The organism is Rhizobium sp. LCM 4573, assembly GCF_001854865.1.
GTDB lineage: Bacteria > Pseudomonadota > Alphaproteobacteria > Rhizobiales > Rhizobiaceae > Neorhizobium.
On sequence record NZ_MDDW01000005.1, the window covers coordinates 1 to 25,782 of the forward strand.

Consider the following 25,782-nt stretch of genomic DNA (forward strand, 5'->3'; position numbering starts at 1 on the left):
GACCAGAACGTCGAGAGGCAAGAGTGTCGCATCTCTAACTGGCCCAACTGTCGCAATACTAAATAGCCTCTACACCCAAAGATCACATAAGATAGATTATGGAACTATAGGATATGCAGGAACGACGAAAGACTTATGAAAAGTTCCTAACCCTCTGCATAAACTCAGAGTGCGCCTTCGACCACCTCGAACTCGAACACCATACCGTCATAAGCCGGCTCGACATGCGGCGGCGTATGGGTGCGGACGGTCTCGTAATCCAGCGGCGTATGCATATGCGTCAGGACCGCCTGTTTCGGCGCAAGCCGCGCGATCCAGTCGAGCGCCTGTTCCAGCGACAGATGGCTTGGATGGTAATGATACTGCAGAGCGTCGATGACGAGCATGTCCAGTCCGCCGAGCCGTGGAATCGTCTCGGGCGGAAAATCGCTGACGTCGCTTGAATAAGCCACGCCACCGAACCGGAAGCCCAAAGAATGGATATCGCCATGCACCTGCATATACGGCATGAGCCGGATCGGCCCGCCTGGACCGTCGATGACGATAGGCTCGTCCATGTTCTCAATCAGCCTCGGCTCGACGATCGGCGGATAATTGCCGCCGGGCGGCGTTTCCAGACAATAGCCGAAACCCTGGCGAATACGGTCCATGGTTAACGCGTCGGCATAGATGGGAATGCGCTGGCGCTGCATGATGAAATAGCCGCGCAGATCATCGATGCCGTGCAGATGGTCCGCATGGGCATGGGTATAGAGCACCGCATCGATCCGTTCGACACGCGCCGCGATCATCTGTTCGCGAAAATCCGGTCCTGTATCGATCACCACCGTCGTGCGGCCGCCATCAGGCGCTATCTGCTCGACCAGGAAGGCAGCGCGCGTCCGCCGGTTGCGCGGGTTTTCGGGATCGCAGGCGCCCCAATCGCCATTGATGCGCGGAACGCCGGGAGACGACGAACAACCGAGTATGGTGAAGCGCCGGCGATAGGCCACGTGTCAGAGYCTCGGCATCCTGGAGAAGATGCGGAATGCGTTGTCCGTGGTAATCCGCGCGATCTCCTCGTAGCTCAGGTCCTTGCATTCGGCGAGCACTTCGGCCGTATTGACCACATAGGAAGGCTCGTTGCGCTTGCCGCGCCAGCGTTTCGGGGCCAGATACGGCGCGTCCGTCTCCACCAGCAGCCGGTCCAGCGGCACGGTTTTTGCGATCTCCCGGAGTTCCTCGGATTTCGGGAAGGTCAGGATGCCCGAAAACGAGACATAGCCGCCGAGTTCCACGCCGATCCGGGCAAGGTCGGCCCCGGAGGAAAAGCAGTGCAAAATAAAGGGGAAAGCCCCCTTCCCGCTTTCTTCCGTCAGGATCGCCGCCATGTCCTCGTCAGYGCTGCGGCTGTGGATGACAAGCGGAAGCTGTGTTTGCCGCGCGGCCTCGATATGGCGCAGGAAACCCGTCTTCTGGTCTGCCGGCGTCTGCGTATCGTAGAAATAATCGAGGCCGGCTTCGCCGATCGCCACGATCTTCTCATGGCTTTCCGCAAGCCTTACGAGATCGTCCGCCTGAATATCGAGTTCTTCGCCCGCATTGTTCGGATGTGTGCCCACGGAGGCGAAGACGGACGGATACTCGTCCGCGATCGCCAGGATGGTATCGAGTTTACGAACCCGCGTGCAGATGGTCACCATCTGCCGGACGCCGGCTTCATGGGCGCGCGATACGATCGCATCGCGCTCTTCTTCGAAATCGGCGAAATCCAGGTGGCAATGGGTATCGATCAGCATTGGCTAACCTTCAGCTTCACGCGCCGCTGGCTTCCGGAGCGACATAGCGCGGGAAAACCGGCTTTGGTGCTTCCAGAGGCGTGCCGGGCACGAGGCGACCGGCTTCGCCGAGTGCGGCAAAATCGCGGCGGTCGGCCGGCGCGGCCACGAGATCCAACAGCTTTGCCGACGAATCCGGCATGAACGGCTGAAGCAGAATGCCGATCTGGCGGACTACCTCGGCCGTCACGTAGAGCACGGTGCCCATGCGCTCGGGATCGGTCTTCTTCAGCGCCCAGGGTTCCTGTCCGGCGAAGTAGCGGTCCGTTTCCGAAACGACGGCAATGGTTGCGGCGAGCGCCTTGTGGATAGCCTGCTTGCCCATTTCCTCGCGGCAGATGTCGAGAAGCGCATCCACAGAAGCCAGCATGGCGCGGTCGGCATCGGTAAGTTCACCGGGCTTCGGAATAACGCTATCGCAATTCTTGACGATCATCGAAAGCGAACGGCTCGCCAGGTTGCCGATGCCGTTGGCAAGGTCGGCATTGACGCGGGTCGCGATCAGTTCATCGTTGCAGTTGCCGTCCTGGCCGAAGGAAATCTCCCGGCAGAGGAAATAGCGTACGTAATCGAGCCCGAACTTCTCGAGAAGCTCGAACGGATCGACCACGTTGCCGAGCGACTTCGACATCTTCTCGCCCTTGTTCAGCACGAAGCCATGGGCGTAGACGCGCTTCGGCAACGGCAGCTTCGCCGACATCAGGAAGGCCGGCCAATAGATCGCATGGAAGCGGATGATATCCTTGCCGATGATGTGGACGTCCGCCGGCCAGTATTTCGCGCGCGGACCGTTCGGGTCATCCAGATAGCCGGTCGCAGTAATGTAGTTCGTGAGCGCATCGACCCAGACATACATCACATGAGCCGGATCGTTTGGAACCTTGATGCCCCAGTCGAAGGTCGTGCGCGACACCGAGAGGTCCCTCAGCCCGGATTTCACGAAGGAAATCACCTCGTTGCGGCGCTCTGCCGGACCGATGAAATCCGGGTTTTTCTCATAGAACTCGAGAAGCTTCTCGCCATAGGCCGAAAGCTTGAAGAAATAGCTGGATTCCTCCACCCATTCGACCGGCGTGCCCTGGGGCCCGTAGCGAACGCCATCCGCGCGAACCTCGGTTTCGTCCTCTGCGTAATAGGCTTCGTCACGCACCGAATACCAGCCGGCATAGGTGTCCTTGTAGATGTCGCCGGTGTCGGCCATCCGGTTCCAGATATCCTTCGAAGCCTCGTGATGACGCGGCTCCGTGGTGCGGATGAAGTCGTCGTTCGACGAGTTCAGGAGCTTGCCCATGGCCTGAAACTCGTTGGAATTGCGCTCGGCCAGCGCTTCCGGCGTAATACCCTCGGCGCGGGCCGTCTGCTGCATCTTCTGGCCGTGCTCGTCCGTACCGGTGAGAAAGAAGACGTCCCGGCCATCGAGGCGCTGAAAGCGCGCCATGGCATCCGTTGCGATCAACTCGTAGGCGTGGCCGATATGCGGCCTGCCGTTGGGATAGGAAATCGCGGTGGTGATGTAGAAGGGCGTCTTGTTCGGCATGAATGGCACTCGGGCACATGGAAGGAAATTCATGCCGCTCTTAGCGCATGTTTGGCAGGAGCGAAACCCAAAGTTCCGTGCCTTGTTCCGTCCCCTGCCCTCGGCGACTATGCCCTGGCCGCCTCCAGGATGGAAAGTACGGTCTGCTTGCGGTCGAGATTATAGGCCTGCGCCACCGTGATCTGTTCGGTGATGTCGCTGACGAGCTTGGCCTGCCGTTCCGCCCCTTGCAGATTGCCTGTCAACGCCGCCTGCCGTGCCCGTTCCATCAGATGGTCGCCGAGATGCTCCAGGAAGAAACCGAAGATCACGTCGCTGTCCTTCGCCGAAAGCACATCCGCCAGCCGATGCATGTTCTTGCGCGCGGCCGGCTCATCGGCCGCCATCACCTCGTCGAAGGCGGCGACGATATCGGCTCCGCCATAGTTCATGAGCTTCAACGCGCGGGCGACGCTGCCCTTCGACATGGCGCGGATCGTCTCTTCCGTCTTTCCTCCATCGGGCCGAAGGCCCAATGCGCCTAGCGCCTGCATAAGGTCGTCGTCTCCGAGCGGTGACAATTTCAGCGGCTGGCAACGGGAACGAATGGTGGGCAAAAGCTTGCCGGGCGCATGCGAGAGCACCAGAAAGAGCGCCCGACGCGGCGGTTCCTCGAGTATCTTCAGGATGGCGTTCGCGGCATTTCGGTTGAGATCGTCGGCGGGGTCGATGATGACGATCCGCCAGTTGCCCGTGCCGGAAGTTTGGGAAAAGAAATGCCCCGCGCGCCGTACCTCGTCCACGGTGATCGCGGTCTTCGCCTTGCCGGTCTTCTCGTCCACCGGCCGCGCCAGGTGCAGGAGATTGTGCGAGGCCCCGGAGGCGATCTGCCGGCTGACGGCGGAATCGAGATCCGGCGCTGCGAGATGCTCCGGAGCCGTCGCGGGATCCGGATGGGAAAGCACGTGATTGGCGAATCGGAAGGCAAGCGTCGCCTTGCCGATGCCTTCCGGCCCCTCGATCAGGATCGCGTGATGACCCTTGCCGGAGCGATAGCTGCGGGCCAGAAAATCCTCGGCCGCCTTGTGCCCGAACAGGTGCGGATTGCGTGCCGGCGGCATCGCGCCGTCGAGCACATGGGGGCTCTCTTCGCTCATCCGACCGTTTCCGTGTTCGGGTGACCGAAGCTCAGTTCGCGAGCGAGCGGCTCGACGATCGCGAATATCTCGGCGGCGATCTCGTCCTCGGCGCGGTCCGCATCCACCACATGGCAACGCTCGGGCTCGGCCGCCGCGATCTCCAGATAGGCTTCCCGACGCTTCTCGTGGGTTTCGATCTCCTCGCGCTCGAAACGGTCGGGCGCGTTGTCGGCGCCACGCTTGCGCGCCCGGCCGAGCCCCTTATCCGCCGGCAGGTCGAGGATCAGCGTGCAGTCCGGCACGACTCCGTTGACGGCGATCCTTTGCAGCGTTTCGATGAACTCCGCCTCCAGATTGCCGGTGACGCCCTGGTAGACCCGCGAGGAATCCATGAAGCGGTCGCAGAGCACGACGGCGCCGGTTTCGAGCGCCGGACGGATCACTTCCTCCACATGATCATTGCGCGCGGCGGCAAAGAGGATCGCTTCCATGCGCACGCCGAATTCTTCCGCAGCCCCCGAAAGCAGGACATGGCGCACCGCTTCGGCACCCGGCGAACCACCCGGCTCGCGGGTCACCAGCACGTCATGCCCGCGCCGACGCAGCGAATCGGCCAACCGGCGAATCTGGGTGGATTTGCCGGCCCCCTCCCCGCCTTCGAAAGTCACGAATAAACCGGATTGCCTCGACACGCTCTTCCACGCTTCCTCATTCGAATATCGGTCCTGTTTAACGCATGTTGCCGCACATGCGAAATGGAAACGGTTCAAAGCCAGAAGAACATCAGCTCCAGAAGCGCGTCCGTCGCCCGTGAGGCGAGGCTTCCCGTCCCCACCGTCGAGGCGGTCACGAGCGGCACCTCCCGCACCAGCTTGTCGCCGGAAAATATCCGAAGGGTACCCACCTCCTGCCCCTCCACCACGGGCGCACGCAGCGGCCAGCGATAGACGATCCGGCCCGTCAGGCGTTCCGGGTTCTTGGTTGCCAGATAGATGTCAACCGGCTCGGTCGAGACGAGATCGACATGGCGCTGGGAGCCGCCGTAAACGCTTGCCTGGCCAACGACTTCGCCTCGCTTGAAGAGCACCTTGGTTTCGAACGACGAGAGCCCCCATTCCAGCACACGCCTTGCCTCATCGAGGCGTTCCTTGTCGCTTGCAAGCCCACCCATCGCCAGGAAAAGCCGTGTACCGTCACGTTCCGCCGAGGCGACGAAAGCAAAGCCCGATCCTTCCGCGAACCCGGCTCCCAGCCCGTCTATGCCCATGTTCAGCGAAAGGAGCGGGTTCTTGTTGCGCTGGAAGATCTTGTTCCACTCGAAATCCGGCTGCGAATAGATCGGGTAGAATTCCGGATAGCTGCGATAGGTATGGCGGGCGAGTTCCACGAGATCGCGGGCGGTCGTCCTGCTCTCCGCCCCCGGCAGACCCGTCGCATTGCCGAAAACCGACCGCGAAAGACCGAGTTCCTTCGCCCGGGCCGTCATGCGGGCGGCAAATTCGCCTTCCGAGCCGGAAAGCCCTTCCGCCAGGATGATGCAGCCGTCATTGGCGTTCTGCACGATGACGCCCTTGACGAGATCGTCGACGCGTATCTGCGATTTCAGCGCCGCGAACATCGTCGTGGTGCCGGAGGGCGCGCCGCCGCTGCGCCAGGCATGTTCGCTGACCGGAAACATCGTATCAGGCGTGACATCGCCTTGCTTGAGGGCGTCGAAAACGATCTCCATGGTCATCAGCTTGGCAAGCGACGCCGCCGGAAAGGACTGGTTTTCGTTGGAGGCGAGAAGCACGGTGCCGGTCTTGGCCTCCACCATGTAGACCTGCTTGGCCTTCGTCGGAAAGGCAAGCGCCGGCGCTTCCTGGGCGCGCACGACGACCGCCAGGCAAAGCGCCTGCAGGATCGTCGTCAGGCAAAGGCAAAGCAGCCGGTATCGCATGGTCATCCGTCAACGTTCGTTCTATCGGTAACAGCGGTCACCCGAACCGGCAACCGTCGCCCTTCATTCAACGTCGGGGATTATGCGCCTTCTGCCGGACGGCATGCGAGAGGATGGACTGTTCCGTCAGGCCGTCATTGCGAACCGTCACCGCATCGAACGCGATGTCCACCGTCCGCACCGGTTCGGCGACATAGGCGGAAGCCGCGCTGCTGGAAGGAAGCCTCAGGATGTTCTCGATTGGCCGTTGGGCCGGCGTCGGGCCGATTTCCGGCAGGGACGCGAACTGCTCGAAAGCCTGGAACGCCTGAGCGGAAGCCGGTACAGGCGGGTGCGCCGGCACGCTCGGCGTCGAGCCGTTCAGCGCGATCGGCGTGGGAACGGCCGATCCGTAGCTCTGCAACTGGTCGCCGAGCGGCGCATTGGAAGCGACCATGACGCCGGACGCGATCTGGCCTTCCGGATTGACCGACGGGAAGCGGTCGCCCTTACGGATATAGGAAGCCATGAGAAAAGGCATGTCGCGGCCGTCCATCCGGGCACGCCCCACATATTGCACGTTCACCTTGGCCGTGCCGGTGCGCTTCATGTCCAGCAGTTCTGCGGTCTTGTCGGAAACGTCGATAATCCGGCCGGGATGATAGGGGCCGCGATCGTTGACGCGGACGACAACGGACGTGCCGTTTTCCAGATTGGTCACCCGCGCATAGCTCGGCAGGGGAAAGGTCGGATGCGCGGCCGACAGATGCGAACTGTCGTAGACTTCACCGTTCGCGGTCAGGCGGCCGTGGAATGCCGAACCATACCAGGAAGCAAGCCCGCTCTTGTTATAATCAGGATCTTCCTTCGGCACATAGGTCTGCCCCTTCACCTGATAGGGCTTGCCGACCATGAAGCGCCCGCCGCCTTTCGGTACAGGCTTTCCATCGCCGACCACCCGCGGGCTCGCCTTGACGCCGTATTCCTTCTCGGAAAAATATTCCTTGCTGCGGGATTTCTTCTTCGGCGCCTCGGTCGTGGCACAGGAAGCCACCCCGACGCAGACCATCGATATTCCCAGCCATTTCGCTGCGAGCGAAAGCTTGCCGCCACTCAAACCCGAAACCCCGTCCATTTCTCGGCCAGCCTGCCGCACCCGCCTCGTGAAAGCGACAGACCTGGCGATCAGTTTCCGTTGCAGGAACCGCTTTCCCGCAACATTGTCCCAACAGGCGACAGTGTTCATCGCGCGCGGGACAGCGAGGCTGACTTTTGCTCGGAACGTGGCAAAAATGCGAATAAAATCCACAGATATAATTAGAATTCAATGGATTATGGTTAATGAATTACTGACGAGACGCCCTGCCCGATTTCAACCGCCGACCGCTTCGCTTCGACCGATATCGGGCTTGGCACCGGTTGACGTCAAGCCGGCGCGGGATATAAAGCCGACGGCAAGGAAGAGTGTCCGAGTGGTTTAAGGAACCGGTCTTGAAAACCGGCGTGCGGGAAACCGTACCGTGGGTTCGAATCCCACCTCTTCCGCCATTAGCCCCTGGCTGCTCTTTGGCAATGACTGCAACCTACCCATTTGCGGACGTTGGCGACAGTGCGACTAACACCGAAGAGCCGACTTCGACCGCGTTCATCGCGGCTCTTCCGGTATCTCTGAGGGATTAGGCGATATTGACGAGAAGTGTTTGGCCGGATCAGAGCGATAGCCGGACCTGCAGGTCGTCAAGGAGCCACCGGCCGGCCGGGCCAGGTTCATGGCCCGCCATGCGGGCGGCGTAGATGGTCAGGGCGTCTGCCGGGTCACGGGCATCTTCGGCCAGTTCGAGCCGAACCAGATGGCTGGCCGCGAGATGATCGGCAATCAGATGCTCCGGCATCCGGCACCAGCCGAAGCCGGCCAGCAGGAAATCCAGTCTGCGTCCGAGGTCGACAAAGCGCCACCGCGTGGCGCTGGCTAAGCCGTAATTGTTCGCTTCCCGATCGACCGGATCGGACAGGACGAGTTGGATATGGCGCTCCAGGTCGTCGCGGGTTGCCGGACGGCCCAGCGCTGCCAATGGGTGTTCGGCGCTGACCACGGGCGTCAGCGCCACACGCAGCAGCGGCGAAGCCACGACGTCCTCGGGCACCACCGGCAGCAGCAGGCAGAAGGCCAATGCGACGTCTCCGCTACGCAAACGACGCAGCGCCCCGCCCAGTCCCTCGGTCGAGAAGCTGACGGGAAGATGCGGATAGGTCTGGTGCAACGCGCGCAGGCTTTCGATGAGCGGGGCGGTGGGCACCAGCGGGTCTATGGCCAAGGCAAGCTCGGGCTCGACCCCGCCTCGCGCGCCGGTCGCTACGGCCTCGAAGCGGGCCGCGCTCGAAAGCACCAGCCGGGCCTGATCGACCAGAACCCGGCCCGTTTCAGTCAGGCGGGGGCGATGGGCGCTGCGGTCGAAGAGCTGGACGCCCTGAGCGGCTTCCAATGTCGCCACCGACTGGCTGATTGCCGATTGCGCACGGCGCAATTGCCGCCCGGCCGCCGAAAAGCTGCCGGCATCAGCAATGGTCACCAGGACGCGCAATTGGTCGAGGCTGAGGCTGCCGATCATGATCCATCACAATAGCCGATAGAGATAATAAATTTATTATCGCTCCCGCCGCTGGATGGAAAGCCTTATATCGTCTGCATCTGTCACGGCTGTTTAGCCCAAAACCTTGAGGACGCCATGCCCAACCTACTCGTTGTCGAAACCAGCACGCGCGGCGAGGCTTCGATTTCCCGTCAGCTGACCAAACGCCTTGTCGCCAATTGGCTCGATGTGCACCCGGATGGCGCGGTCGTGCGGCGCGACCTGGCCGTGGATGCGCTGCCGCACGTGACCATGCCGTGGTTATCGGCCTATTTCACGCCACCGCATGCCCACACCGCGGACATGGCCGAGCAACTGCGTCTCTCGGACGCGCTGGTTGCCGAATTGCTGGCAGCCGACAAGCTTGTCATCGCCACGCCGGTCTACAACTACAATATCCCGGCCAGTCTCAAAGCCTGGATCGATCACATCGTGCGCAAGGGCGTAACGCTTGGCTTCGACGGCAAGGGACTGCTGATCGGAAAGAAAGCCACCGTGGTGCTGGCGTCCGGCGGCATCTATGGCGAGGCCTCGCCCATTGACCACCTCAATTTTGCTCCACGCTACCTCAAGGCCATTCTCAACGTCCTCGGCATCACCGACGTGAGGATTATCCATGGCGAAGGTGCCAAGGCCGTGGATATGGGTGATGCAACGATGGACACGTTCATCGACGCCGTCGTTTCGAAACTCGATCGCGCTGCGGCAGCCTGATTGATCGGGAGTATGCGGCCCCCGATGGAGCCGCTTGCTTCCACCGAGTTCAGGTGTGCCGCAAGATCGCCACTGCCCGTCGTCGCATCTTGCCTTCGGAGAAGCAGAACGTGGTCACGCTCGTCCGGTTTGGCAGTCTTGCCTTGCTGTAGCTGACCGTCCGTGCCTTACTTTTGGAGGGCTATAGCGTAGATGTAATTCTCCGTTTCATCGTTCCCGGCCCGCCATTAGCCGCCGATTCTACGCTACAGCCCGATATATCCTTGAGAGAGCGACGGCAGCTTCCGTCCCCATCTCGGACCTCCGCCGCTAATCCCGAGATCCCGAAAAACGGCCGTTAAGTTAAGCTTTTCCGTGTGAAGTGGACACCTCACAGGCCCTTCTCAGCGAATTGAAAACCGTGGTAAACGACACTTATGGGCATCAAGAACTATTTGATAGAAGGCAGCTCGGGCACTGGAAAAACGTCTATCGCCACTGAGCTGGAGCGGCGCGGCTATCATGTCGTTCATGGTGACCGGGTCTTGGCCTATGTTGGGGACCCAGAAACAGGCCAGGCGCTGGCAGGGCCACCGCAAGGTGCGGATCGAGCCGTGTGGGATTACGCGCACTGGATCTGGCCCGTTGAAAAGGTGCGGGCCATTGCGGCTGACACCACCCATCCGGTCACCTTCTTCTGTGGCGGCTCCCGCAATTTTCATAAGTTCGTGAACTTGTTCGACAAAGTTTTTGTTCTCGACATTGATGTCGAGACATTGAACAGAAGATTGGATGAGCGGCCAAATGAGCCTGGCCATGTACCCGACGAGCGTGCGGTAGTTCTTCGGTACCATAGAAGCAGCGAGCACTTTCCCGCTGGAATAGCGATCGACGCGACGGATACGGTGCCGAGTGTCGTCGACGATATCCTTGCCCACCTGGACTGAAGTCTTGAGAGGCGTTGAATGGGATGGGAAACAGGGGAGAGACCGCCGCATAACCTTGATCGCCTTGATGCCCGCGTTGAACTTGAGCGGTTGGCGCTGCTGATGAGAAGTCCACCGACAAACGCCGGGCTGGCATTGTTCGCCGATTGGACATTTTTCCTCTGATCCGCTAAATTGGAAGAATGCCGGTCTCTCGGCTAGTTTGTCATCCGAGGGTTTCGCAGGAGCGGTGTCAGTCCTAGCGCCCCTGCCGGCACCAGCCCCAAGAAAACATCGTGTGACAACTCCCTAGCCTTCGGCATTTCCCAGCCTACATTGATGCTATCGCAGGCCTGAAATGCTTCAGGTCTCCGCCCCTCCGCATCGCCCACCGCACTGAATCGCGGTTCGGCCGGCGCCTCATCCCTCAATGCAAATTTGACGTATCTCACCCTACAAGCGGGAGGAGTTTCCATGGCCAATGCCCAATGCGCTTGCGGCGCTCTCAGACTGACACTGAACGAGCCGCCGCGATTGACTGCTCTCTGTCACTGTTTCGCCTGCCAGCGAAGAACAGGTGCGCCGTTCAGCGCCAATGCGTTCTATTCGATCGAGAGTGTAGAGATTTCCGGTGCATCGACGGAATTCGTTCGTGTTGCAGAAAGCGGCCGTAAGGTCCGGATGTATTTCTGCCCGGCTTGCGGCTCGACCGTCTATTGGAAGCCCGACGCCTCGCCTTCCACAATCGGGGTGGCGGTCGGTTCACTTGCCGATCCGACCTTTGCGCCACCCGTCATGTCGGTATTCGAGCAATCGAAACACGGCTGGGTGCAGCTAGACGAAGCGGTGGAACAATTCCGGCGCATGCCGCCCGACGAATAGCCGAGGGACCGGCGGCTTCGCGAGGGACGGCTTCAGAAAGCCAGGCTTCCGGCCATCAGGGCCAGAACCAGGAAAATGACGAAACCTATCAGGAAGATGAAGAACAGGATCTTGGCGATCGTTGCGGTTGCAGCCGAAACTCCGGAGAAGCCCAGAAAGCCCGAGATCAGCGAAATCACTAGGAAGATGAGAGCCCATTTCAGCATGTGATTCTCCTTCTGTTTTCGGTCCGGACAACGTAAACCGGCTGCCGAAGGTTCCCGGCGGTGCTACGCTCTCCTGCTATCGCCCAGCTCCGGTTTGAAGCGCCACCGGCCGGATGCGATCCCTAGCCTCTTACATTTCCCGGACATGCACCGGCTTGAAAAACTCTTGCATGGCTCCACATCGCAAAGGTGACCGTCCTGCAATCCAGGATCACCGCTGAAATGGAGGAAGCCCATGAACAACAGAAACATGATCATCGGCATCGTGGTCGTCGTCGTTATCATCCTCGCAGTGCTCTTCCTGATACCGGGTACAAACCAGCCGACCGGAGAATCTCCCGCAACGCCTCCGGCAACGACGCAGCCGGCGCCGACAACGCCCGCTCCTTCGCAATAATCCCGCGCGAAGCCTCCGAAGAGGGCGTCCCGCGTGCGGCGGGATGCCCTGCCCTTAACGGCTTGGCTGACTCCAACGCCTTCCATGCCGTCCGGCCATCATTTCTCAAGCTCGGCGCAAGCGCCGGTTCGTATGTCGCCTTATCGGCCGTGATGTGATACGGCGAGGACGAGGACGAATGACATGTCGAACGAAGTTGATCTGAACACGGATATCCCGGACGCCACGATTGCGCTGCTTTTGGAAGAGCGCGGCGCCGATGAGCTGACCGACATTCTGGTCGAATCGCTCCATGAAGCGTTCCGAATCATGGAAGACGAAATCTACAATACGGTGCATTGAGCACGGCGGCGCTTGATTTTGTTCCTCATTTGTTCTTAAATGAGGAATGCAGACCGCTCTGGATTTTGGCGCACGGCAGGATGTCGAGTGGATTGGCAGGCAACTCCTGCCGATACTCAATTTCGTGCGACTTCTGCCGGCGCTTACACCTTTCAGGCAGCTGGTGAAATCTTCCATCAGCAGCAGGACGCGTGATCCGGTTTCCCAAAAGGCATTCGACCGGCTGATCACCGTCTATCCGAAGGAGCTGGATCTCGTAGCCGCCTCGGTCGAGGACATCCACGACCTGATCTGGGACGTGGAGTTTGCCGGCGCGAAAGCGCGCAATCTCCAGAAGGCACTCCGGGCGATTGCCGCTAAACATCCGGATTTCGATCTCTCATTCCTGCATAAGTTTTCACGGAACTACGCGATGGCATGGCTCGAGTCCCTCGATGGTGTCGGGCCGAAAGTAGCGGCTGCAACGCTGAACTTCAGTTATCTGAATGCCGAACTCTTCGTGGCGGATACGCATGTCCTGCGGGTGTTTCAGCGCTTCGGCATTATCGGCCCCAAAGGCACCGCCTGGACGGCAACCGAAACGGTCGTGGCGGCAATGGAGGACTGGACCGCCGAGGACTTCATGAACCTGCACGTCATGGTCAAGGTTCTCGGCCAGAATATCTGCCACCTGCACAATCCGGATTGCGCCGCCTGCCCTCTCCGCTCCCGCTGCAAGGCGGCAACGCCCCCATCCCGGCATGCGCGCCCGCACCGGGCGAGGTCCCGTCACTGATTGGCTTCCGCCCCCAAATCCGCCGCTTGTATTTGCTGCGGGAACGTGGTTGGCATACGCAACTCCTCCCGCCCCTCACGGATTTCTCCATGCCCACCACCGGCGTTCCCTTCCTGACCATCGGTCTGCTGCTGCTTTCCAATATATTCATGACATTCGCCTGGTACGGCCACCTCAAGTTCAAGACCGAGGCGCTCTATGCCGTCGTCCTCGTGAGCTGGGGGATCGCCTTCTTCGAATACTGCTTCCAGGTGCCCGCCAACCGCATCGGCTATGGGTATTTCAACGCGGCACAGCTCAAGACCATCCAGGAAGTCATCACCCTTTCAGTCTTCGTGCTGTTTTCGGTCTTCTATCTCGGCGAGCCCATCCACTGGAAACAAATCGTCGGCTTTGCCTTCATCGCGCTCGGTGCCTTCTTCATCTTCAGCCGCTGAGCGGAACTCTCGCCATCTCGTGACGTTCGGATAAGGGCGAAACGAAAGATGGCGCGATGAAGAAGACCGGCGAAATCCGCATCGGCATATCCGGCTGGACCTACAAGCCCTGGCGCGGCGTGTTTTATCCGGAAGGCCTGCCGCAGAAGCAGGAGCTTCCTTACGCGGCAGAGCATTTCCGCTCGATCGAGATCAATGGCACCTTTTATGGCCTGCAGCGCCCGAAGAGCTTCGCCGCCTGGCATGATGCGACGCCCGAGGATTTCGTCTTCGCGGTCAAGGGTTCACGCTACATCACCCATATGCGGCGCCTGAAGGATATCGAGACGCCGCTCGCCAATTTCTTCGCTTCGGGTCCGCTGCGGCTCGGCAGGAAGCTTGGGCCGATCCTCTGGCAGTTTCCGCCGCGAATGAAATTCAACCGGGAGCGTTTCGAGACCTTTCTGAAGCTGCTGCCGGCCGATACCGAGAAGGCGGCCGCGCTCGCCAGGAAGCACGATTCGCGGCTCGACGACCGCGCCCATGTCGAAACCGATGAAAAGCGCCCGCTTCGCCACGCGCTGGAGATCCGCAACGACAGCTTCCGCTCGGAGGAATTCATCGAACTGCTGCGGCATTTCCGCGCCGGCCTTGTCGTGGCGGATACCGTCGAATGGCCGCTGCTGATGGATTTGACTGCCGATTTCGTCTACTGCCGCCTGCACGGCTCGGAGCAGCTCTATGTCAGCGGCTATGACGACAAGGCGCTCGACAACTGGGCGCATCTGATCCGCGGCTGGGTCAAGGGCCGCGATCCGAGGGAAGCCGAGCGCGTCCTGCCCGCCTCCCCTCCCCGTGCCGGCGGGCGCGATGTCTACGTCTATTTCGACAACGACGCCAAGGTGCGCGCACCCGCCGATGCCGCCTCTCTTGCCAACCGCCTCGATGCCGCCCCGGAAACGGCTCGGCCGCGCGCCGCCCGTCGCGGCTGAAGTTCACTTTTAGTTTTCCTCCACCACGCCTTCAATTCCGCCCCGGATTGTTCTAGAGACATTCCTTCAAACCGCCTGTGGAGCGGCTGATTTGTTGTGCAAGGTATGTTGATCGATGCTTGATTCCCTCAGAAACGCGGCCCGATCCTGGGTTGCGAAGGCGCTGCTTCTGCTGCTGGTCGTTTCCTTCGGCATATGGGGCGTTTCAACGTCGATGTTGACGAACGGCTCCAACACCGTTCTGTCGGTGGGCGACCAGGAGATTTCCATGCAGGAATTCGCCCTCGCCTACCAGCGCCAGATTGCCGGCCTCAGCCGTCAGTTCGGCACCCAGCTCACGCCCGAGCAGGCACGCGCCTTCGGCCTCGAAAGCCAGGTATTCGCACAGCTTGCCGCGGGCGCAGCACTCGATCAGCTCGCCGACGACATGAACCTCGGCATGTCGCATGATCGTCTCGCGACGCTGATCGCCGAAGACCCTGCCTTCCATGCCACGAACGGTCAATTCGACCGCAATCTCTTCACCACGCGGCTGCGCAATGCCGGCCTCAGGGAAGACGATTACATCACCGAGCGCAGCAAGGTCGCTGTCCGCAGCCAGATCGTCGAGGCGGTTTCGGACGGCTTCAAGCCGCCGCAGGTGCTTGTCGACGCGTTGAAGCAGTATCGCGATGAAAGCCGCACCGTCGAATATATCCTGCTCTCCAACGCCAATATCGATCCGGTCAAGGCTCCGGCCGACGACGTGCTGAACGCCTGGTTCGAAGGCGCAAAGATCCGCTACCGTGCGCCGGAATTCCGCACCTTCACTTATGTGACGCTGCAGCCGGCAGATATTGCCGTTCCCTCCTCCGTTTCCGACGACGAAGTGCGCGCCGAATACGAGCGCCGAAAGGACAGCTTCACCACGCATGGCGCGCGCACCATCGAGCAGCTCATCTTCCCGAACAAGGAAATGGCCGATGCTGCCGCCACGCAGCTCAAGGACGGCACCGCCACCTTCGATCAGCTCGTAGCCGACCAGGGCAAGACCGCCGCCGACGTGATGCTCGGTGAGTTCAGCAAGGAGAAGATGCCGGACCAGTCGATCGCCGACGCCGCTTTCGCGGTGAACACCGAAGGCGGTACGACCCCGGCCGTCCAGGGCGCTTTCGGCCCGGTCATCCTGCGTGTCACGAATATCCGGCCGGAAACGACCAGGAGCTTCGACGAGGTGAAGGAAGAGGTTCGCCAGCAATTGGCGATCGCCGCCGCGTCGCAGGAGGTGGCCAATGCCCATGACCGTTTCGAGGAACTTCGGGCCGGCGGTTCGACGCTCGAGGAAGCCGCGAAGGAACTCAATCTCAAGGCTGCCACGGTAACGGCCGACGCCTCCGGCAATGGCGATCAGGGCGAGAAGGTCGAAGGCCTGCCCGCTGTTCCCAATTTCCTCCAGGATGTCTTCCGCACCGAACCGGGTGCAGATGCCCTGCCGGTCAACTTCGGCAATGATGGCTATCTGTGGTTCGAGGTTCGCGAGGTCATTCCCGAGCGTGACCGCACACTCTCCGAGGTGCGAGAACGGGTCGTCGCGGATTGGACCGCCGAACAGCAGCGCCAGGCGCTGACGGCACGCGCCAACGAACTCAAGGGCCGGCTGGACAAGGGAGAAACGCTTGCCGCTATCGCCGGCGAGCTCGGCCTCTCCGTCGAGACGAAGCAGGGTGTTCGCCGCAATACCGAGGATGCGATCTTCGGCAACGAAGCGATCGCCGCCGCCTTTGCAGGCCCGGTTGGTGCGACCGGCACGGCGCTTGCCGCCGATGGCGAAAGCCGCCTTCTCATGAAGGTGATCGGTAGCGAACAGGCGCCCGCCGACGCTCTTTCCAGCGACCCGCAGCTCGACCGGATCGCCGAATCCGCCGGAGACGACATGCTGGACCAGATGGTCAACCGCCTTCAGAACGATTACGGGGTAACGATCAACCAGGCCGCCGCCGACCAGGCGACCCAGATGGTCCGGTAAGGGACGGAACGGATGCCGGAATTGAAGCCCCTCATCGCCAAGGTCGCCAACGGCGAAAGCCTCACTCGGCAGGAGGCGCGCGAGGCCTTCGACATCCTGATGTCCGGCGAAGCGACGCCCTCGCAGATCGGCGGCTTCCTGATGGCGTTGCGCGTGCGCGGAGAAACCGTCGACGAGATCGCCGGCGCGGTCGCGACCATGCGTTCCAAGATGCTGCCGGTCGAGGCAACGGCCGATATCGTCGATATTGTTGGCACCGGCGGCGACGGCATCGGCACCTACAACATCTCGACGCTTGCCTCGCTCATCGTCGCCGGCTGCGGCGTACCGGTCGCAAAGCATGGCAATCGGGCACTGAGTTCCAAATCGGGTACTGCCGATGCTTTGTCTGCCCTCGGCGTCAATCTCGAGATTGGGCCGGATCGTATAGCCCGCTGCATTCGCGAGGCCGGTATCGGCTTCATGTTCGCCACTCAGCACCATTCGGCCATGCGTCATGTCGGCCCGAGCCGCGTGGAGCTCGGTACCCGCACCATCTTCAACCTACTTGGCCCCCTGTCCAATCCGGCTGGCGCGAAGCGCCAACTCCTTGGCGTTTTCTCACCCCGTTGGCTGCAGCCCATCGCGGAAGTGCTTCGTGATCTCGGATCGGAGACGGTCTGGGTCGTCCACGGCGACGGCATGGACGAGATCACCACCACCGGCACTACCCACGTGGTCGCGCTTGAAGGTGGCGATATCCGCAGCTTCGACCTGACGCCTGCCGACTTTGGGGTCCCAACGGCATCGATTGCCGATCTGAAGGGCGGCGACGGGGTGGCCAATGCCGCCGCCTTGCGCAAGGTGCTTTCCGGTGCGAAAAATGCCTATCGCGATATTTCGCTCTGCAACGCCGCCGCCGCGCTGATCGTGGCCGGCAGGGCGGAAACGATCATGGACGGCATGCGGCTCGCAGCGCATTCGCTCGACAGCGGCAATGCCGCGGCTGCGCTCGATCGTCTGGTCGCTGTTTCCAATGATGAGGATTGAGACCGTCATGACGGACATCCTGAAGAAGATCGAAACCTACAAGCGTGAGGAAATCGCGGCAGCCAAGTCGCGCGTGGCGCTCAGCGAGCTGAAGGCGCGTGCAGCTGATCAAACCGCTCCCCGCGGCTTCTACAAGGCACTGAAGGCCAAGGAGCAGGCCGGCGCCTTCGGACTGATCGCCGAGATCAAGAAGGCAAGCCCGTCCAAGGGGCTGATCCGCCCGGATTTCGATCCGCCGGCACTTGCCCTCGCCTATGAAGCTGGCGGCGCTGCCTGCCTTTCGGTGCTCACCGATACGCCGAGCTTCCAGGGTGCACCGGAATTCCTGACGGCGGCTCGCGATGCCTGCTCCCTGCCTGCCCTTCGCAAGGACTTCATGTTCGACACCTACCAGGTCCATGAAGCCCGCGCCTGGGGTGCGGATTGCATCCTGCTCATCATGGCTTCGCTCACCGATGACGAGGCGAAGGAGTTGCAGGACGAGGCCTTCGGCCTCGGCATGGATGTGCTCGTCGAAGTTCATGATGCGGAAGAGATGGAACGGGCTTTGAAGCTCTCCTCGCCGCTGATCGGCATCAACAACCGCAATCTGCGCACTTTCGAAGTCAGCCTCGAAACCAGCGAGAAGCTCGCAGCCATGGTTCCGCCTGATCGCCTGCTGGTCGGCGAAAGCGGCATCTTCACCCACGACGATTGCCGGCGCCTCGAAAAATGCAGCATCACCACCTTCCTCGTCGGCGAGAGCCTGATGCGCAAGGAAGATGTCGCCGGCGCGACACGCGCGCTCTTGACTGGCGAGACAGCAATTCAGGCGGCTGAATGATGGCTGAAGAGCCGCGCCTCACCCATATCGGCGCTTCCGGTGAAGCGCATATGGTCGATGTCGGCGATAAGGCCGAAACCAGTCGCTCGGCGACCGCCGAGGGCTATGTTCTCATGCAGCCGGATACGCTGAAGCTCATCCGCGAAGGCAATGCCAAGAAGGGCGATGTGATCGGCACGGCACGCCTTGCCGGCATCATGGCCGCCAAGAAGACTTCCGATCTTATTCCCCTCTGCCATCCGCTGATGCTGACCAAAGTCTCGGTGGAAATCGCGGAGGACGAAACCTTGCCCGGCCTGCGGGTGACGGCAACGGCGAAACTCACCGGCAAGACCGGTGTCGAGATGGAAGTGCTGACCGCCGTTTCGGTGGCCTGCCTCACGATCTACGACATGGCCAAGGCCGCCGACAAAGGCATGGAGATCGGCGGCATCCGTCTCCTGGAAAAGACCGGCGGAAAATCGGGCATCTATCGCCGCGAGGAGGATTGAGCCATGGCACTGGTGCCTGTTTCGGAAGCGAGGAACCGCCTGCTCGATAATGCCGGACCGCTTACCGGGACCGAGATGGTGCCGCTCTCCGAGGCAAACGGCCGCGTTCTTGCCGAAGACGTGCTCGCCCGTCTTACCCAGCCGCCTTTCGATGCTTCCGCCATGGACGGCTATGCGCTGCGCTTGGAGGATGCTCCGAATGCCGGCGCTGAATTCACGGTCATCGGCACCGCCGCCGCGGGTCACACTTTTGCGGGCCGCGTCAGCAAGGGAGAGGCCGTGCGCATCTTCACCGGCGCGCCGGTGCCGGAAGGCGCCGATTCCATCCTCATCCAAGAGGATGCCGAAAAGCTCGACGGAGACCGCATCCGCGCAAAGATCGAAGTCTTCAAGGGACGCCATATCCGCCCGCGTGGCCAGGATTTTACCGAAGGCGAAACGGTGCTGCCGGCAGGTACGCTCCTCGACTTCTCGCATCTGACGGTTGCCGCCGCCATGAACCATGCACGGCTTCCCGTCTTCCGCCGCCCCAAAGTCGCGGTTCTCGCCACCGGCGACGAATTGGTCCCGCCCGGCGGCGAGCCCGGCGAAGCACAGATCATCGCCTCCAACACTTTCGGCATTGCGGCTCTGGTGCGCGACAACGGCGGCGAGGTGCTCGATCTCGGCATCGTGCCGGACCGGCAGGAGGCGATTGCCGAGGCGATTGGGCAGGCCCGCGCCGCAGGGGTCGATGCGCTGGTAACGCTCGGCGGGGCTTCCGTCGGCGACCATGATCTTGTGCAGGCAACGTTGAAGGATGCCGGCATGGCGCTGGATTTCTGGCGCATCGCCATGCGTCCCGGCAAGCCGCTGATGGTCGGCAGGCTCGGAGAAATGCAGGTGCTCGGCCTCCCCGGCAATCCGGTCGCGAGCCTCGTTACCGGAATACTCTTCCTCGAGCCGCTGCTCCGAAAACTTGCCAATCTGCCGAAACGGCGGCGCGAGGCTCAGGCCATTACCGTCACCGCACTTTCGGCCAATGACCAACGCCAGGACTATCTGCGCTCGAAACTGACGATCGATCGCGACGGCAATCTTCTGGTCGAACCTTTCCGGAAGCAGGATTCGTCGATGATGAAGATTTTCGCGCATTCCGATGCGCTCATCATCCGCCCTCCGCATGCGCCGGAACTGCCGGCCGGCTCGCCCTGCTCCATCCTGTTGATAAGGCCCTGATCCGGTCTCCGAGAGACTATATTCCCTCACCGGGATCGGCATAGCGCGCTCGCGGACGGATCAAATGACCGCTTTCGATCTGCTCGATCGCATGCGCCAGCCATCCGACGGTACGCGCAAGCGCGAAGATGACCAGTGGCGCATCGTCTGGTAGTTCGAACGTATCGGCGAGCGCCGCCAGCGCGAAATCGATGTTGACCGGTTCGCCCAGCAATTCCTCTCCGGCTTCCGCCAGCGCCGTGAAAAGCGGAGGCGCCTCGAAGCTCGCCATCAATGCCCTGGCGCGAGGATCGCCGTGCGGGTAGAGCCGGTGGCCGAAGGCGCTGACGAGGCCTTCAGAAGAAAGCACGCCACGGATCGCCTCACGCACGCCGACGGAAGCAGCCTTCTCCTTCAGCGCCGTCACACCGAGCCAAGCGCCGCCGTGCCTGGGCCCCGTCAGGGTGGCAAGGCCCGAGAGCGTTGCTGCCGAAAGCGCCGCCCCCGAAGAGGCCGTCACACGGGCCGCGAAAGCGGAAACGTTGAGTTCATGTTCCGCCAGGAGCACGAGCGCCCTGCGGATCGGATCGGCCGCCTCCGGCCTTCGCCAGCCACGCGCCAGCCGCTCATGCAGCGGTAGAGGCTCCGGCCAGGGCGCAAGCGCGGCGGCAACGCTCGACAATACATCTACCGCCTCCGCCCGCAGAACGAAGGGTTTGCGCCCGAGCGCCGGCAGATCGGTCATCACCCGAGCCGCGAGCCTGCCGAAGGCGGCCTCCATGCGCGAAGCTTCTCCTTCCGCCATGCCCGCTTCCACGCGAACCTCCGAGGTCCCCCAGAGAAGAGCCGCAACCTCCTCAAGGGTCGCATGAGCCGAAAGATCGACCGCATCGTTGCCGCGATAGGAAAGCTGCTCGCTGGAAATCGAAGAAATCGTCGTTGGCAGAACCGGATCGCCCCAGCGGATCGCGTCCGCGGCCACGGCCGATGACTTTCGGCGGCCCGCATGGCGTTCCGCCAGGCGCTTCACGTCGTCGAGCTGGTAGAGGCTGCGGCGTGGATCCGCCGGATCGGGCTTGGCGCGGATGCGTCCGCGGCTGACATTGGCATAGAGCGTCTGCGGTTTGGTTCCCAGCAGCGCGAGTGCCTCTTCGGCGGTGATCCAGAGTGCGTTCATATTGATCGTTTATATCAAGATTGACGTCAATGCTTGTAGGTTCGATCATCCCCTCCGTAAAGGAGAAACACCATGAACAATGGACTTGAGGACGTCATCGCCGCCGAAACCCGGCTCTCGGACGTGGATGGAGAATCGGGCCGCCTGATCATCCGCGGCGTATCGCTCGACCATCTCGCGACGCAGGCGACATATGAAGACACGGCCGCCCTGCTGCTGGACGGCTTTTTCGATCGCCCGATCTCTGTTTCTGAGCTGAGGGTACAGCTCGGCCAGGCCCGCGCCGAGATCTTCGCGAATGTCCGGGCCATGGAGGTCATGCTGGAAAAGCTGCCGCCGGTGGATGCGATGCGCGCGCTGATTGCCCGACTCCCCGATGGCGAGGATTTCGAGACCGCTTTGCATCTCCTGGCGGCACCGGCCGTATTCCTGCCCGCCGTGCTGCGGCTCCGGAAGGGCGAAACCCCGATCGCCCCGAACCCGTCGCTGTCGCAGTCGGCAGATATTCTGGCTATGCTGGACGGCTCGCCGCCGAGCAAGGAACAGGTAGCGGCGCTCGATGCCTATCTGGTCACGATCTCCGACCATGGGCTCAATGCCTCGACCTTCGCATCCCGCGTGATCGCCTCCACCAAGGCAGGCCTCACCTCCTCGGTTCTCGCGGCCGTGAGCGCGCTCAAGGGGCCGCTGCACGGCGGCGCGCCCGGCCCGGTCCTCGATATGCTGGACGCCGTGGGCAGCGAAGCGCATGCCAAGACCTGGCTTGGCGAGGCGCTCGATCGCGGCGAACGATTGATGGGTTTCGGCCATCGCATCTATCGTGTGCGCGATCCGCGCGCCGATGCGCTGAAGGGCGCATTGAAGCCGCTCGTCGCCACCGGACAGGTCGATCGGGCCCGCATTCGGCTCGCGGAAGCCGTCGAGCAGGCGGCGCTTGCAATCCTCAAGGAACGGAAGCCGAATCGGCCGCTCGAGGTCAATGTGGAGTTCTATACGGCCCTGCTCCTGGAAGCGCTCGGCTTTCCGCGCGAGGCCTTTACGGGCGTATTCGCCATCGGCCGCACGGTCGGCTGGATCGCCCATGCCCGCGAACAGACGCTGGAAGGCAGGCTGATCCGCCCGCGATCGGTCTATGTCGGGCCACTGCCGCAGGCAGCATAGCGAACCTTCAAAGAAAAACCCGGCCTTGGCCGGGCTTTTTAATGCATTAGACGAGGCGGCTCTGTTCCAGCGCCGCTTCGATGAAGCTGGCAAACAGCGGATGCGGATCGAGCGGGCGGCTCTTCAGCTCCGGATGATACTGCACGCCGATGAACCAGGGATGGTCCGGATATTCGATCGTCTCCGGCAGGAGGCCATCCGGCGACATGCCCGAGAAGACCAGGCCGCAGCTCTCCAGACGCTCCATATAGTCGATGTTCACCTCATAGCGGTGGCGATGGCGCTCGGAAATATCGGTCGAACCGTAGATCTCGGCGATCTTGGTGTCCTTCTTCAGCGCCGCCTGATAGGCGCCGAGACGCATCGTGCCGCCGAGATCGCCGGAGGCAGAGCGCTTCTCCAGCTCGTTCCCCTTCACCCATTCCGTCATCAGGCCGACGACCGGCTCCGAGGTCTTGCCGAACTCCGTCGAGGACGCCTTTTCGATGCCGGCGAGATTGCGGGCCGCTTCCAGCACCGCCATCTGCATGCCGAAGCAGATGCCGAAATAGGGCACGTTCCGTTCGCGGGCAAAGCGCGCCGCATTGATCTTGCCTTGAGCTCCGCGCTCGCCGAAGCCGCCGGGCACGAGGATGCCGTGGACCTTTTCCAGGTAAGGGGCCGGGTCCTCCTTCTCGAAGACTTCCGACTCGATCCACTCGAGCTTGACCTTGACGTGATTGGCGATGCCGCCGTGATGCAGCGCCTCGATCAGCGACTTATAGGCATCCTTGAGGCCGGTATATTTGCCGACGATGGCGATCGTCACTTCGCCTTCCGGCGTGTGGATACGGTTGCAGACCTCTTCCCAGGGATCGAGGCGCGGCTTGGGCGCCGGCTCGATGCCGAAGGCCGCCAGCACTTCCGAATCCAGCCCTTCCTTGTGATAGGCCATGGGCACGTCGTAGATATTGGCAACATCGAGCGCCTGGATGACGGCCGACGGACGAACATTGCAGAAAAGCGAGAGCTTGCGGCGCTCGGCTTCCGGGATTTCCCGGTCGGCGCGCACCAGCAGGATGTCCGGTGCGATGCCCAGCGCCTGCAATTCCTTGACCGAGTGCTGGGTCGGCTTGGTCTTGAGTTCGCCCGCGGCCGGGATATAGGGCATCAGCGTCAGGTGAAGATAGACGGCGCTGCCGCGCGGCAGGTCGTTTCCGAGCTGGCGGATCGCTTCGAGGAAGGGCATTGCCTCGATGTCGCCCACCGTGCCGCCGATTTCGCAGATCACGAAATCATAGTCTTCATTACCCTCGGTGACGAAATCCTTGATCTCGTTGGTGACGTGCGGGATCACCTGTACGGTCGCGCCGAGATAGTCGCCGCGGCGTTCCTTGTCGATGATGTTCTTGTAGATGCGCCCTGTAGTGATGTTGTCGGTCTTGGTGGCCGAACGGCCGGTGAAGCGTTCGTAGTGACCGAGATCGAGGTCGGTTTCCGCACCGTCGTCGGTAACGAAGACCTCGCCGTGCTGGGTCGGGCTCATCGTGCCCGGATCCACGTTCAGATAGGGGTCGAGCTTGCGAAGCCGCACCCGATAACCACGGGCCTGCAACAACGCTCCGAGTGCCGCGGCGGCAATTCCTTTTCCGAGGGAGGAAACCACGCCGCCAGTGATGAATACATATCGCGCCATGGGAGTCATCGGATACCTTTTCATTAGTGATTCCGCCAGCCCAAATCGTCCGTTTGATGAAAAACGGCTGTGGAATCTTCACAAAAGAAAACCGGCAGGCTTTTGGCCTGCCGGAGATTGAAGTCGTTACCGCGCCTTATTGGCCGGTCGGTACACCCGTCGGAGCCGCGGGAGCGGGCTCTGCAGGTGCGGCACCATTGGTGGGTGCTGCGGGCGCCGCCGCATTCGGTGCGGCAGGAGCCGGGGCGGCCGCGCCGGAATCGGAAGGTACGCCATTGCCGGCCGGCGCGGGTGTCTGCTGCGTCGGCGCCGGGCCGAGCGAATCGAGAATGCCGTTGCCGGAGCCCTGGGTTGCCGGGATCCGATCGAGAATATCGGTCGGCCGGGACTGGTAGCGCGCCAGAATGCCGAGCGTCAGCGACGTGATGAAGAACAGCGTCGCGAGGATGGCGGTGGTGCGGGTCAGCGCATTGGCCGTGCCGCGGRCCGACATGAAGCCGGAGCCGCCGCCGACCCCAAGTCCGCCGCCTTCCGAGCGCTGGATCAGCACGACGCCGACGAGCGCAAGCACGATCATGAGATGGATGACGATAAGAACGGTCTGCATGATACAATCCATGCCTCTCCGAAGGAGGCAACAATAAAAGGTTGGCGGCTCTTTACATGAGGCTGGCGCGCATTCCAAGCCCTTCCGGACGTTTTCGAAGGATTACGCCGTAAGCCCCTCATAGACGCCGTAGATGGCGAGGAAATCCGAGGCTTTCAAGCTCGCGCCGCCGATCAGCGCGCCGTCGACATTGGCGATGCCCATCAGCTCCGCGGCATTGCCCGGCTTCACCGAGCCGCCATAGAGGATACGCATCTTCTTCCCCTCGCCGCCAAACCGCTTCGCGAGTTCGGCGCGCATGAAGGCATGCGCCTTCTCCACATCCGCAACGGTCGGCGTGACGCCGGTGCCGATCGCCCATACCGGCTCGTAGGCGATCACGGTGTTCTCCGCCCTCGCTTCGTCCGGAACGGAGCCGGCAAGCTGGCGCTTGAGTATATCGAGTGTCTGGCCGGCATCCCGCTCTCCCGCAGTCTCCCCGATGCATATGATGGCGGTAAGCTCAGCGGCATGGGCGGCCTTGGCCTTGGCGCAGATAAGATGGTCCGTCTCGGCGTGATCGCTGCGGCGCTCGGAATGCCCGACGATCACATGCGTACCGAAGCAATCGGCGATCATTTCGGCCGAGATATCGCCCGTATGCGCGCCGGAAACCTCCTGGTGGCAATCCTGCGCACCGATCTTCAGCGGACTGTCGGTGGCAAGCGCGGTGGAGACGTAGAGCAGCGTCACCGGCGGGCAGATCAGCGCGTCCACCTTGTCGGGAAGTCCACTCCTCGAAACGCCCTCGGCAATTGCCTTGATCTGATCCAGCGAGGCACGCGTGCCGTTCATCTTCCAGTTTCCCGCCACCAGCGGGCGCACATCAGGCGTCATCGATCGTGATATCCCCTTCCAGCGGCCACCGCGAGCGGCCGATCCTAAAACGTCCCGGAAGGTTTTAGACAGGTCTCTCGGAAAATCCATGA

Annotated in this window: 27 protein-coding genes and 1 tRNA gene; 15 read left to right on the plus strand and 13 right to left on the minus strand. The window is 61.9% G+C overall.

Going from position 1 to position 25,782, the window contains the following annotated elements; all coding sequences use genetic code 11:
• Positions 1–164 precede the first annotated feature (164 nt).
• The 7 genes from LCM4573_RS10795 to LCM4573_RS10825 form a co-directional block, all read right to left on the minus strand.
• Positions 165–992, minus strand: coding sequence for an MBL fold metallo-hydrolase (locus LCM4573_RS10795; RefSeq protein ID WP_071006298.1), 828 nt, complete (start codon positions 990–992; stop codon positions 165–167).
• Between the two features lie 3 nt (positions 993–995).
• Positions 996–1,778 (minus strand): TatD family hydrolase, encoded by a 783-nt coding sequence (locus tag LCM4573_RS10800; RefSeq protein WP_071006299.1) that lies wholly within the window; start codon positions 1,776–1,778, stop codon positions 996–998.
• 16 nt (positions 1,779–1,794) lie between these two features.
• Positions 1,795–3,354, minus strand: coding sequence for a methionine--tRNA ligase (gene metG, locus LCM4573_RS10805; protein ID WP_071006300.1), 1,560 nt, complete (start codon positions 3,352–3,354; stop codon positions 1,795–1,797).
• 107 nt (positions 3,355–3,461) lie between these two features.
• Positions 3,462–4,490 (minus strand): DNA polymerase III subunit delta', encoded by a 1,029-nt coding sequence (locus tag LCM4573_RS10810; protein WP_071006301.1) that lies wholly within the window; start codon positions 4,488–4,490, stop codon positions 3,462–3,464.
• A complete protein-coding gene (tmk, locus tag LCM4573_RS10815) occupies positions 4,487–5,164 on the minus strand; it encodes a dTMP kinase (RefSeq protein ID WP_071006302.1) in 678 nt (225 codons plus the stop codon). Before tmk ends, LCM4573_RS10810 begins: the two co-directional genes overlap by 4 nt.
• A 74-nt stretch (positions 5,165–5,238) precedes the next feature.
• Complete coding sequence (locus LCM4573_RS10820) at positions 5,239–6,411, minus strand: D-alanyl-D-alanine carboxypeptidase family protein (protein WP_071006590.1); 1,173 nt, start codon at positions 6,409–6,411, stop codon at positions 5,239–5,241.
• A gap of 67 nt (positions 6,412–6,478) precedes the next feature.
• Positions 6,479–7,525: a septal ring lytic transglycosylase RlpA family protein gene (locus LCM4573_RS10825; protein WP_071006303.1), complete on the minus strand. Its 1,047-nt coding sequence runs from the start codon at positions 7,523–7,525 to the stop codon at positions 6,479–6,481.
• Positions 7,526–7,848: 323 nt separating this feature from the next.
• Between LCM4573_RS10825 and LCM4573_RS10830 the strand changes: the two genes are divergently transcribed.
• Positions 7,849–7,938 (plus strand) — tRNA-Ser (locus LCM4573_RS10830).
• Between the two features lie 161 nt (positions 7,939–8,099).
• Here the strand turns inward: LCM4573_RS10830 and LCM4573_RS10835 are convergent.
• Entirely contained in the window at positions 8,100–8,999 is a 900-nt protein-coding gene (locus LCM4573_RS10835) for a LysR family transcriptional regulator (RefSeq protein ID WP_071006304.1), read from the minus strand.
• Positions 9,000–9,116: 117 nt separating this feature from the next.
• Here LCM4573_RS10835 and LCM4573_RS10840 point away from each other — a divergent pair, with 117 nt between their 5' ends.
• The 3 genes from LCM4573_RS10840 to LCM4573_RS10850 all read left to right on the plus strand — a co-directional run bounded on the left by LCM4573_RS10840 (position 9,117) and on the right by LCM4573_RS10850 (position 11,521).
• Positions 9,117–9,734 (plus strand): FMN-dependent NADH-azoreductase, encoded by a 618-nt coding sequence (locus LCM4573_RS10840; protein ID WP_071006305.1) that lies wholly within the window; start codon positions 9,117–9,119, stop codon positions 9,732–9,734.
• A 416-nt stretch (positions 9,735–10,150) separates the two neighbouring features.
• On the plus strand, positions 10,151–10,660 hold the full coding sequence (locus tag LCM4573_RS10845) for a nucleoside kinase (protein ID WP_071006306.1): 510 nt from the start codon (positions 10,151–10,153) through the stop codon (positions 10,658–10,660).
• Between the two features lie 453 nt (positions 10,661–11,113).
• Positions 11,114–11,521 (plus strand): GFA family protein, encoded by a 408-nt coding sequence (locus LCM4573_RS10850; RefSeq protein ID WP_071006307.1) that lies wholly within the window; start codon positions 11,114–11,116, stop codon positions 11,519–11,521.
• A 32-nt stretch (positions 11,522–11,553) separates the two neighbouring features.
• Here the strand turns inward: LCM4573_RS10850 and LCM4573_RS10855 are convergent, their stop codons facing one another.
• Positions 11,554–11,727: a DUF1328 domain-containing protein gene (locus tag LCM4573_RS10855; protein WP_046792269.1), complete on the minus strand. Its 174-nt coding sequence runs from the start codon at positions 11,725–11,727 to the stop codon at positions 11,554–11,556.
• A gap of 235 nt (positions 11,728–11,962) precedes the next feature.
• Here LCM4573_RS10855 and LCM4573_RS28265 point away from each other — a divergent pair, with 235 nt between their 5' ends.
• The 10 genes from LCM4573_RS28265 to glp all read left to right on the plus strand — a co-directional run bounded on the left by LCM4573_RS28265 (position 11,963) and on the right by glp (position 20,215).
• Positions 11,963–12,124, plus strand: coding sequence for a hypothetical protein (locus LCM4573_RS28265; protein WP_170986348.1), 162 nt, complete (start codon positions 11,963–11,965; stop codon positions 12,122–12,124).
• A gap of 183 nt (positions 12,125–12,307) precedes the next feature.
• The gene (locus LCM4573_RS28270) at positions 12,308–12,466 is read left to right on the plus strand and encodes a hypothetical protein (protein ID WP_170986349.1); all 159 of its coding nucleotides are present in this window, start codon (positions 12,308–12,310) and stop codon (positions 12,464–12,466) included.
• 46 nt (positions 12,467–12,512) lie between these two features.
• Positions 12,513–13,241 carry an endonuclease III gene (gene nth, locus LCM4573_RS10860; RefSeq protein WP_071006308.1) on the plus strand — a complete coding sequence of 243 codons (729 nt, stop codon included), beginning with the start codon at positions 12,513–12,515 and terminating at the stop codon, positions 13,239–13,241.
• A gap of 89 nt (positions 13,242–13,330) precedes the next feature.
• Positions 13,331–13,678, plus strand: coding sequence for a DMT family protein (locus LCM4573_RS10865; protein WP_071006309.1), 348 nt, complete (start codon positions 13,331–13,333; stop codon positions 13,676–13,678).
• Positions 13,679–13,734: 56 nt separating this feature from the next.
• On the plus strand, positions 13,735–14,649 hold the full coding sequence (locus LCM4573_RS10870; protein ID WP_071006310.1) for a DUF72 domain-containing protein: 915 nt from the start codon (positions 13,735–13,737) through the stop codon (positions 14,647–14,649).
• A 115-nt stretch (positions 14,650–14,764) separates the two neighbouring features.
• On the plus strand, positions 14,765–16,654 hold the full coding sequence (locus LCM4573_RS10875; protein WP_071006311.1) for a peptidylprolyl isomerase: 1,890 nt from the start codon (positions 14,765–14,767) through the stop codon (positions 16,652–16,654).
• A gap of 12 nt (positions 16,655–16,666) precedes the next feature.
• Positions 16,667–17,683, plus strand: a complete 1,017-nt coding sequence (trpD, locus tag LCM4573_RS10880) for an anthranilate phosphoribosyltransferase (protein WP_071006312.1) — start codon at positions 16,667–16,669, stop codon at positions 17,681–17,683.
• A 7-nt stretch (positions 17,684–17,690) separates the two neighbouring features.
• Positions 17,691–18,506, plus strand: coding sequence for an indole-3-glycerol phosphate synthase TrpC (trpC, locus tag LCM4573_RS10885; protein WP_071006313.1), 816 nt, complete (start codon positions 17,691–17,693; stop codon positions 18,504–18,506).
• Positions 18,503–18,997: a cyclic pyranopterin monophosphate synthase MoaC gene (moaC, locus tag LCM4573_RS10890; RefSeq protein WP_071006314.1), complete on the plus strand. Its 495-nt coding sequence runs from the start codon at positions 18,503–18,505 to the stop codon at positions 18,995–18,997. Before trpC ends, moaC begins: the two co-directional genes overlap by 4 nt.
• Before the next feature lie 3 nt (positions 18,998–19,000).
• Positions 19,001–20,215, plus strand: a complete 1,215-nt coding sequence (gene glp / locus LCM4573_RS10895) for a gephyrin-like molybdotransferase Glp (RefSeq protein ID WP_071006315.1) — start codon at positions 19,001–19,003, stop codon at positions 20,213–20,215.
• A 16-nt stretch (positions 20,216–20,231) separates the two neighbouring features.
• Here the strand turns inward: glp and LCM4573_RS10900 are convergent, their stop codons facing one another.
• Positions 20,232–21,371 carry a citrate synthase gene (locus tag LCM4573_RS10900; protein ID WP_071006316.1) on the minus strand — a complete coding sequence of 380 codons (1,140 nt, stop codon included), beginning with the start codon at positions 21,369–21,371 and terminating at the stop codon, positions 20,232–20,234.
• 72 nt (positions 21,372–21,443) lie between these two features.
• On the opposite strand from LCM4573_RS10900, the gene LCM4573_RS10905 reads away from it, so the two are divergent.
• On the plus strand, positions 21,444–22,532 hold the full coding sequence (locus tag LCM4573_RS10905; RefSeq protein ID WP_071006317.1) for a citrate synthase/methylcitrate synthase: 1,089 nt from the start codon (positions 21,444–21,446) through the stop codon (positions 22,530–22,532).
• A 46-nt stretch (positions 22,533–22,578) separates the two neighbouring features.
• Here LCM4573_RS10905 and LCM4573_RS10910 read toward each other — a convergent pair whose 3' ends face one another.
• The 3 genes from LCM4573_RS10910 to tpiA all read right to left on the minus strand — a co-directional run bounded on the left by LCM4573_RS10910 (position 22,579) and on the right by tpiA (position 25,690).
• Complete coding sequence (locus tag LCM4573_RS10910; protein WP_083347397.1) at positions 22,579–24,216, minus strand: CTP synthase; 1,638 nt, start codon at positions 24,214–24,216, stop codon at positions 22,579–22,581.
• A 127-nt stretch (positions 24,217–24,343) separates the two neighbouring features.
• Positions 24,344–24,814, minus strand: coding sequence for a preprotein translocase subunit SecG (gene secG / locus LCM4573_RS10915; protein WP_083347418.1), 471 nt, complete (start codon positions 24,812–24,814; stop codon positions 24,344–24,346).
• Between the two features lie 102 nt (positions 24,815–24,916).
• Positions 24,917–25,690: a triose-phosphate isomerase gene (gene tpiA, locus LCM4573_RS10920; protein WP_071006320.1), complete on the minus strand. Its 774-nt coding sequence runs from the start codon at positions 25,688–25,690 to the stop codon at positions 24,917–24,919.
• Between the last annotated feature and the right edge of the window lie 92 nt (positions 25,691–25,782).

What these genes read in the sequence shown, in the direction of transcription:
- LCM4573_RS10825 (WP_071006303.1), bottom strand. Translation starts at nt 7,525, where the DNA reads ATGGACGGGGTTTCGGGTTTGAGTGGCGGCAAGCTTTCGCTCGCAGCG.
- LCM4573_RS10845 (WP_071006306.1), top strand. Translation starts at nt 10,151, where the DNA reads ATGGGCATCAAGAACTATTTGATAGAAGGCAGCTCGGGCACTGGAAAA.
- LCM4573_RS10875 (WP_071006311.1), top strand. Translation starts at nt 14,765, where the DNA reads ATGCTTGATTCCCTCAGAAACGCGGCCCGATCCTGGGTTGCGAAGGCG.
- LCM4573_RS10900 (WP_071006316.1), bottom strand. Translation starts at nt 21,371, where the DNA reads ATGAACGCACTCTGGATCACCGCCGAAGAGGCACTCGCGCTGCTGGGA.
- LCM4573_RS28265 (WP_170986348.1), top strand. Translation starts at nt 11,963, where the DNA reads ATGAACAACAGAAACATGATCATCGGCATCGTGGTCGTCGTCGTTATC.
- LCM4573_RS10905 (WP_071006317.1), top strand. Translation starts at nt 21,444, where the DNA reads ATGAACAATGGACTTGAGGACGTCATCGCCGCCGAAACCCGGCTCTCG.
- LCM4573_RS10870 (WP_071006310.1), top strand. Translation starts at nt 13,735, where the DNA reads ATGAAGAAGACCGGCGAAATCCGCATCGGCATATCCGGCTGGACCTAC.
- LCM4573_RS10865 (WP_071006309.1), top strand. Translation starts at nt 13,331, where the DNA reads ATGCCCACCACCGGCGTTCCCTTCCTGACCATCGGTCTGCTGCTGCTT.
- LCM4573_RS28270 (WP_170986349.1), top strand. Translation starts at nt 12,308, where the DNA reads ATGTCGAACGAAGTTGATCTGAACACGGATATCCCGGACGCCACGATT.
- glp (WP_071006315.1), top strand. Translation starts at nt 19,001, where the DNA reads ATGGCACTGGTGCCTGTTTCGGAAGCGAGGAACCGCCTGCTCGATAAT.
- LCM4573_RS10910 (WP_083347397.1), bottom strand. Translation starts at nt 24,216, where the DNA reads ATGACTCCCATGGCGCGATATGTATTCATCACTGGCGGCGTGGTTTCC.
- LCM4573_RS10820 (WP_071006590.1), bottom strand. Translation starts at nt 6,411, where the DNA reads ATGCGATACCGGCTGCTTTGCCTTTGCCTGACGACGATCCTGCAGGCG.
- LCM4573_RS10810 (WP_071006301.1), bottom strand. Translation starts at nt 4,490, where the DNA reads ATGAGCGAAGAGAGCCCCCATGTGCTCGACGGCGCGATGCCGCCGGCA.
- trpD (WP_071006312.1), top strand. Translation starts at nt 16,667, where the DNA reads ATGCCGGAATTGAAGCCCCTCATCGCCAAGGTCGCCAACGGCGAAAGC.
- trpC (WP_071006313.1), top strand. Translation starts at nt 17,691, where the DNA reads ATGACGGACATCCTGAAGAAGATCGAAACCTACAAGCGTGAGGAAATC.
- moaC (WP_071006314.1), top strand. Translation starts at nt 18,503, where the DNA reads ATGATGGCTGAAGAGCCGCGCCTCACCCATATCGGCGCTTCCGGTGAA.
- LCM4573_RS10835 (WP_071006304.1), bottom strand. Translation starts at nt 8,999, where the DNA reads ATGATCGGCAGCCTCAGCCTCGACCAATTGCGCGTCCTGGTGACCATT.
- tpiA (WP_071006320.1), bottom strand. Translation starts at nt 25,690, where the DNA reads ATGACGCCTGATGTGCGCCCGCTGGTGGCGGGAAACTGGAAGATGAAC.
- nth (WP_071006308.1), top strand. Translation starts at nt 12,513, where the DNA reads ATGCAGACCGCTCTGGATTTTGGCGCACGGCAGGATGTCGAGTGGATT.
- metG (WP_071006300.1), bottom strand. Translation starts at nt 3,354, where the DNA reads ATGCCGAACAAGACGCCCTTCTACATCACCACCGCGATTTCCTATCCC.
- LCM4573_RS10855 (WP_046792269.1), bottom strand. Translation starts at nt 11,727, where the DNA reads ATGCTGAAATGGGCTCTCATCTTCCTAGTGATTTCGCTGATCTCGGGC.
- LCM4573_RS10840 (WP_071006305.1), top strand. Translation starts at nt 9,117, where the DNA reads ATGCCCAACCTACTCGTTGTCGAAACCAGCACGCGCGGCGAGGCTTCG.
- LCM4573_RS10850 (WP_071006307.1), top strand. Translation starts at nt 11,114, where the DNA reads ATGGCCAATGCCCAATGCGCTTGCGGCGCTCTCAGACTGACACTGAAC.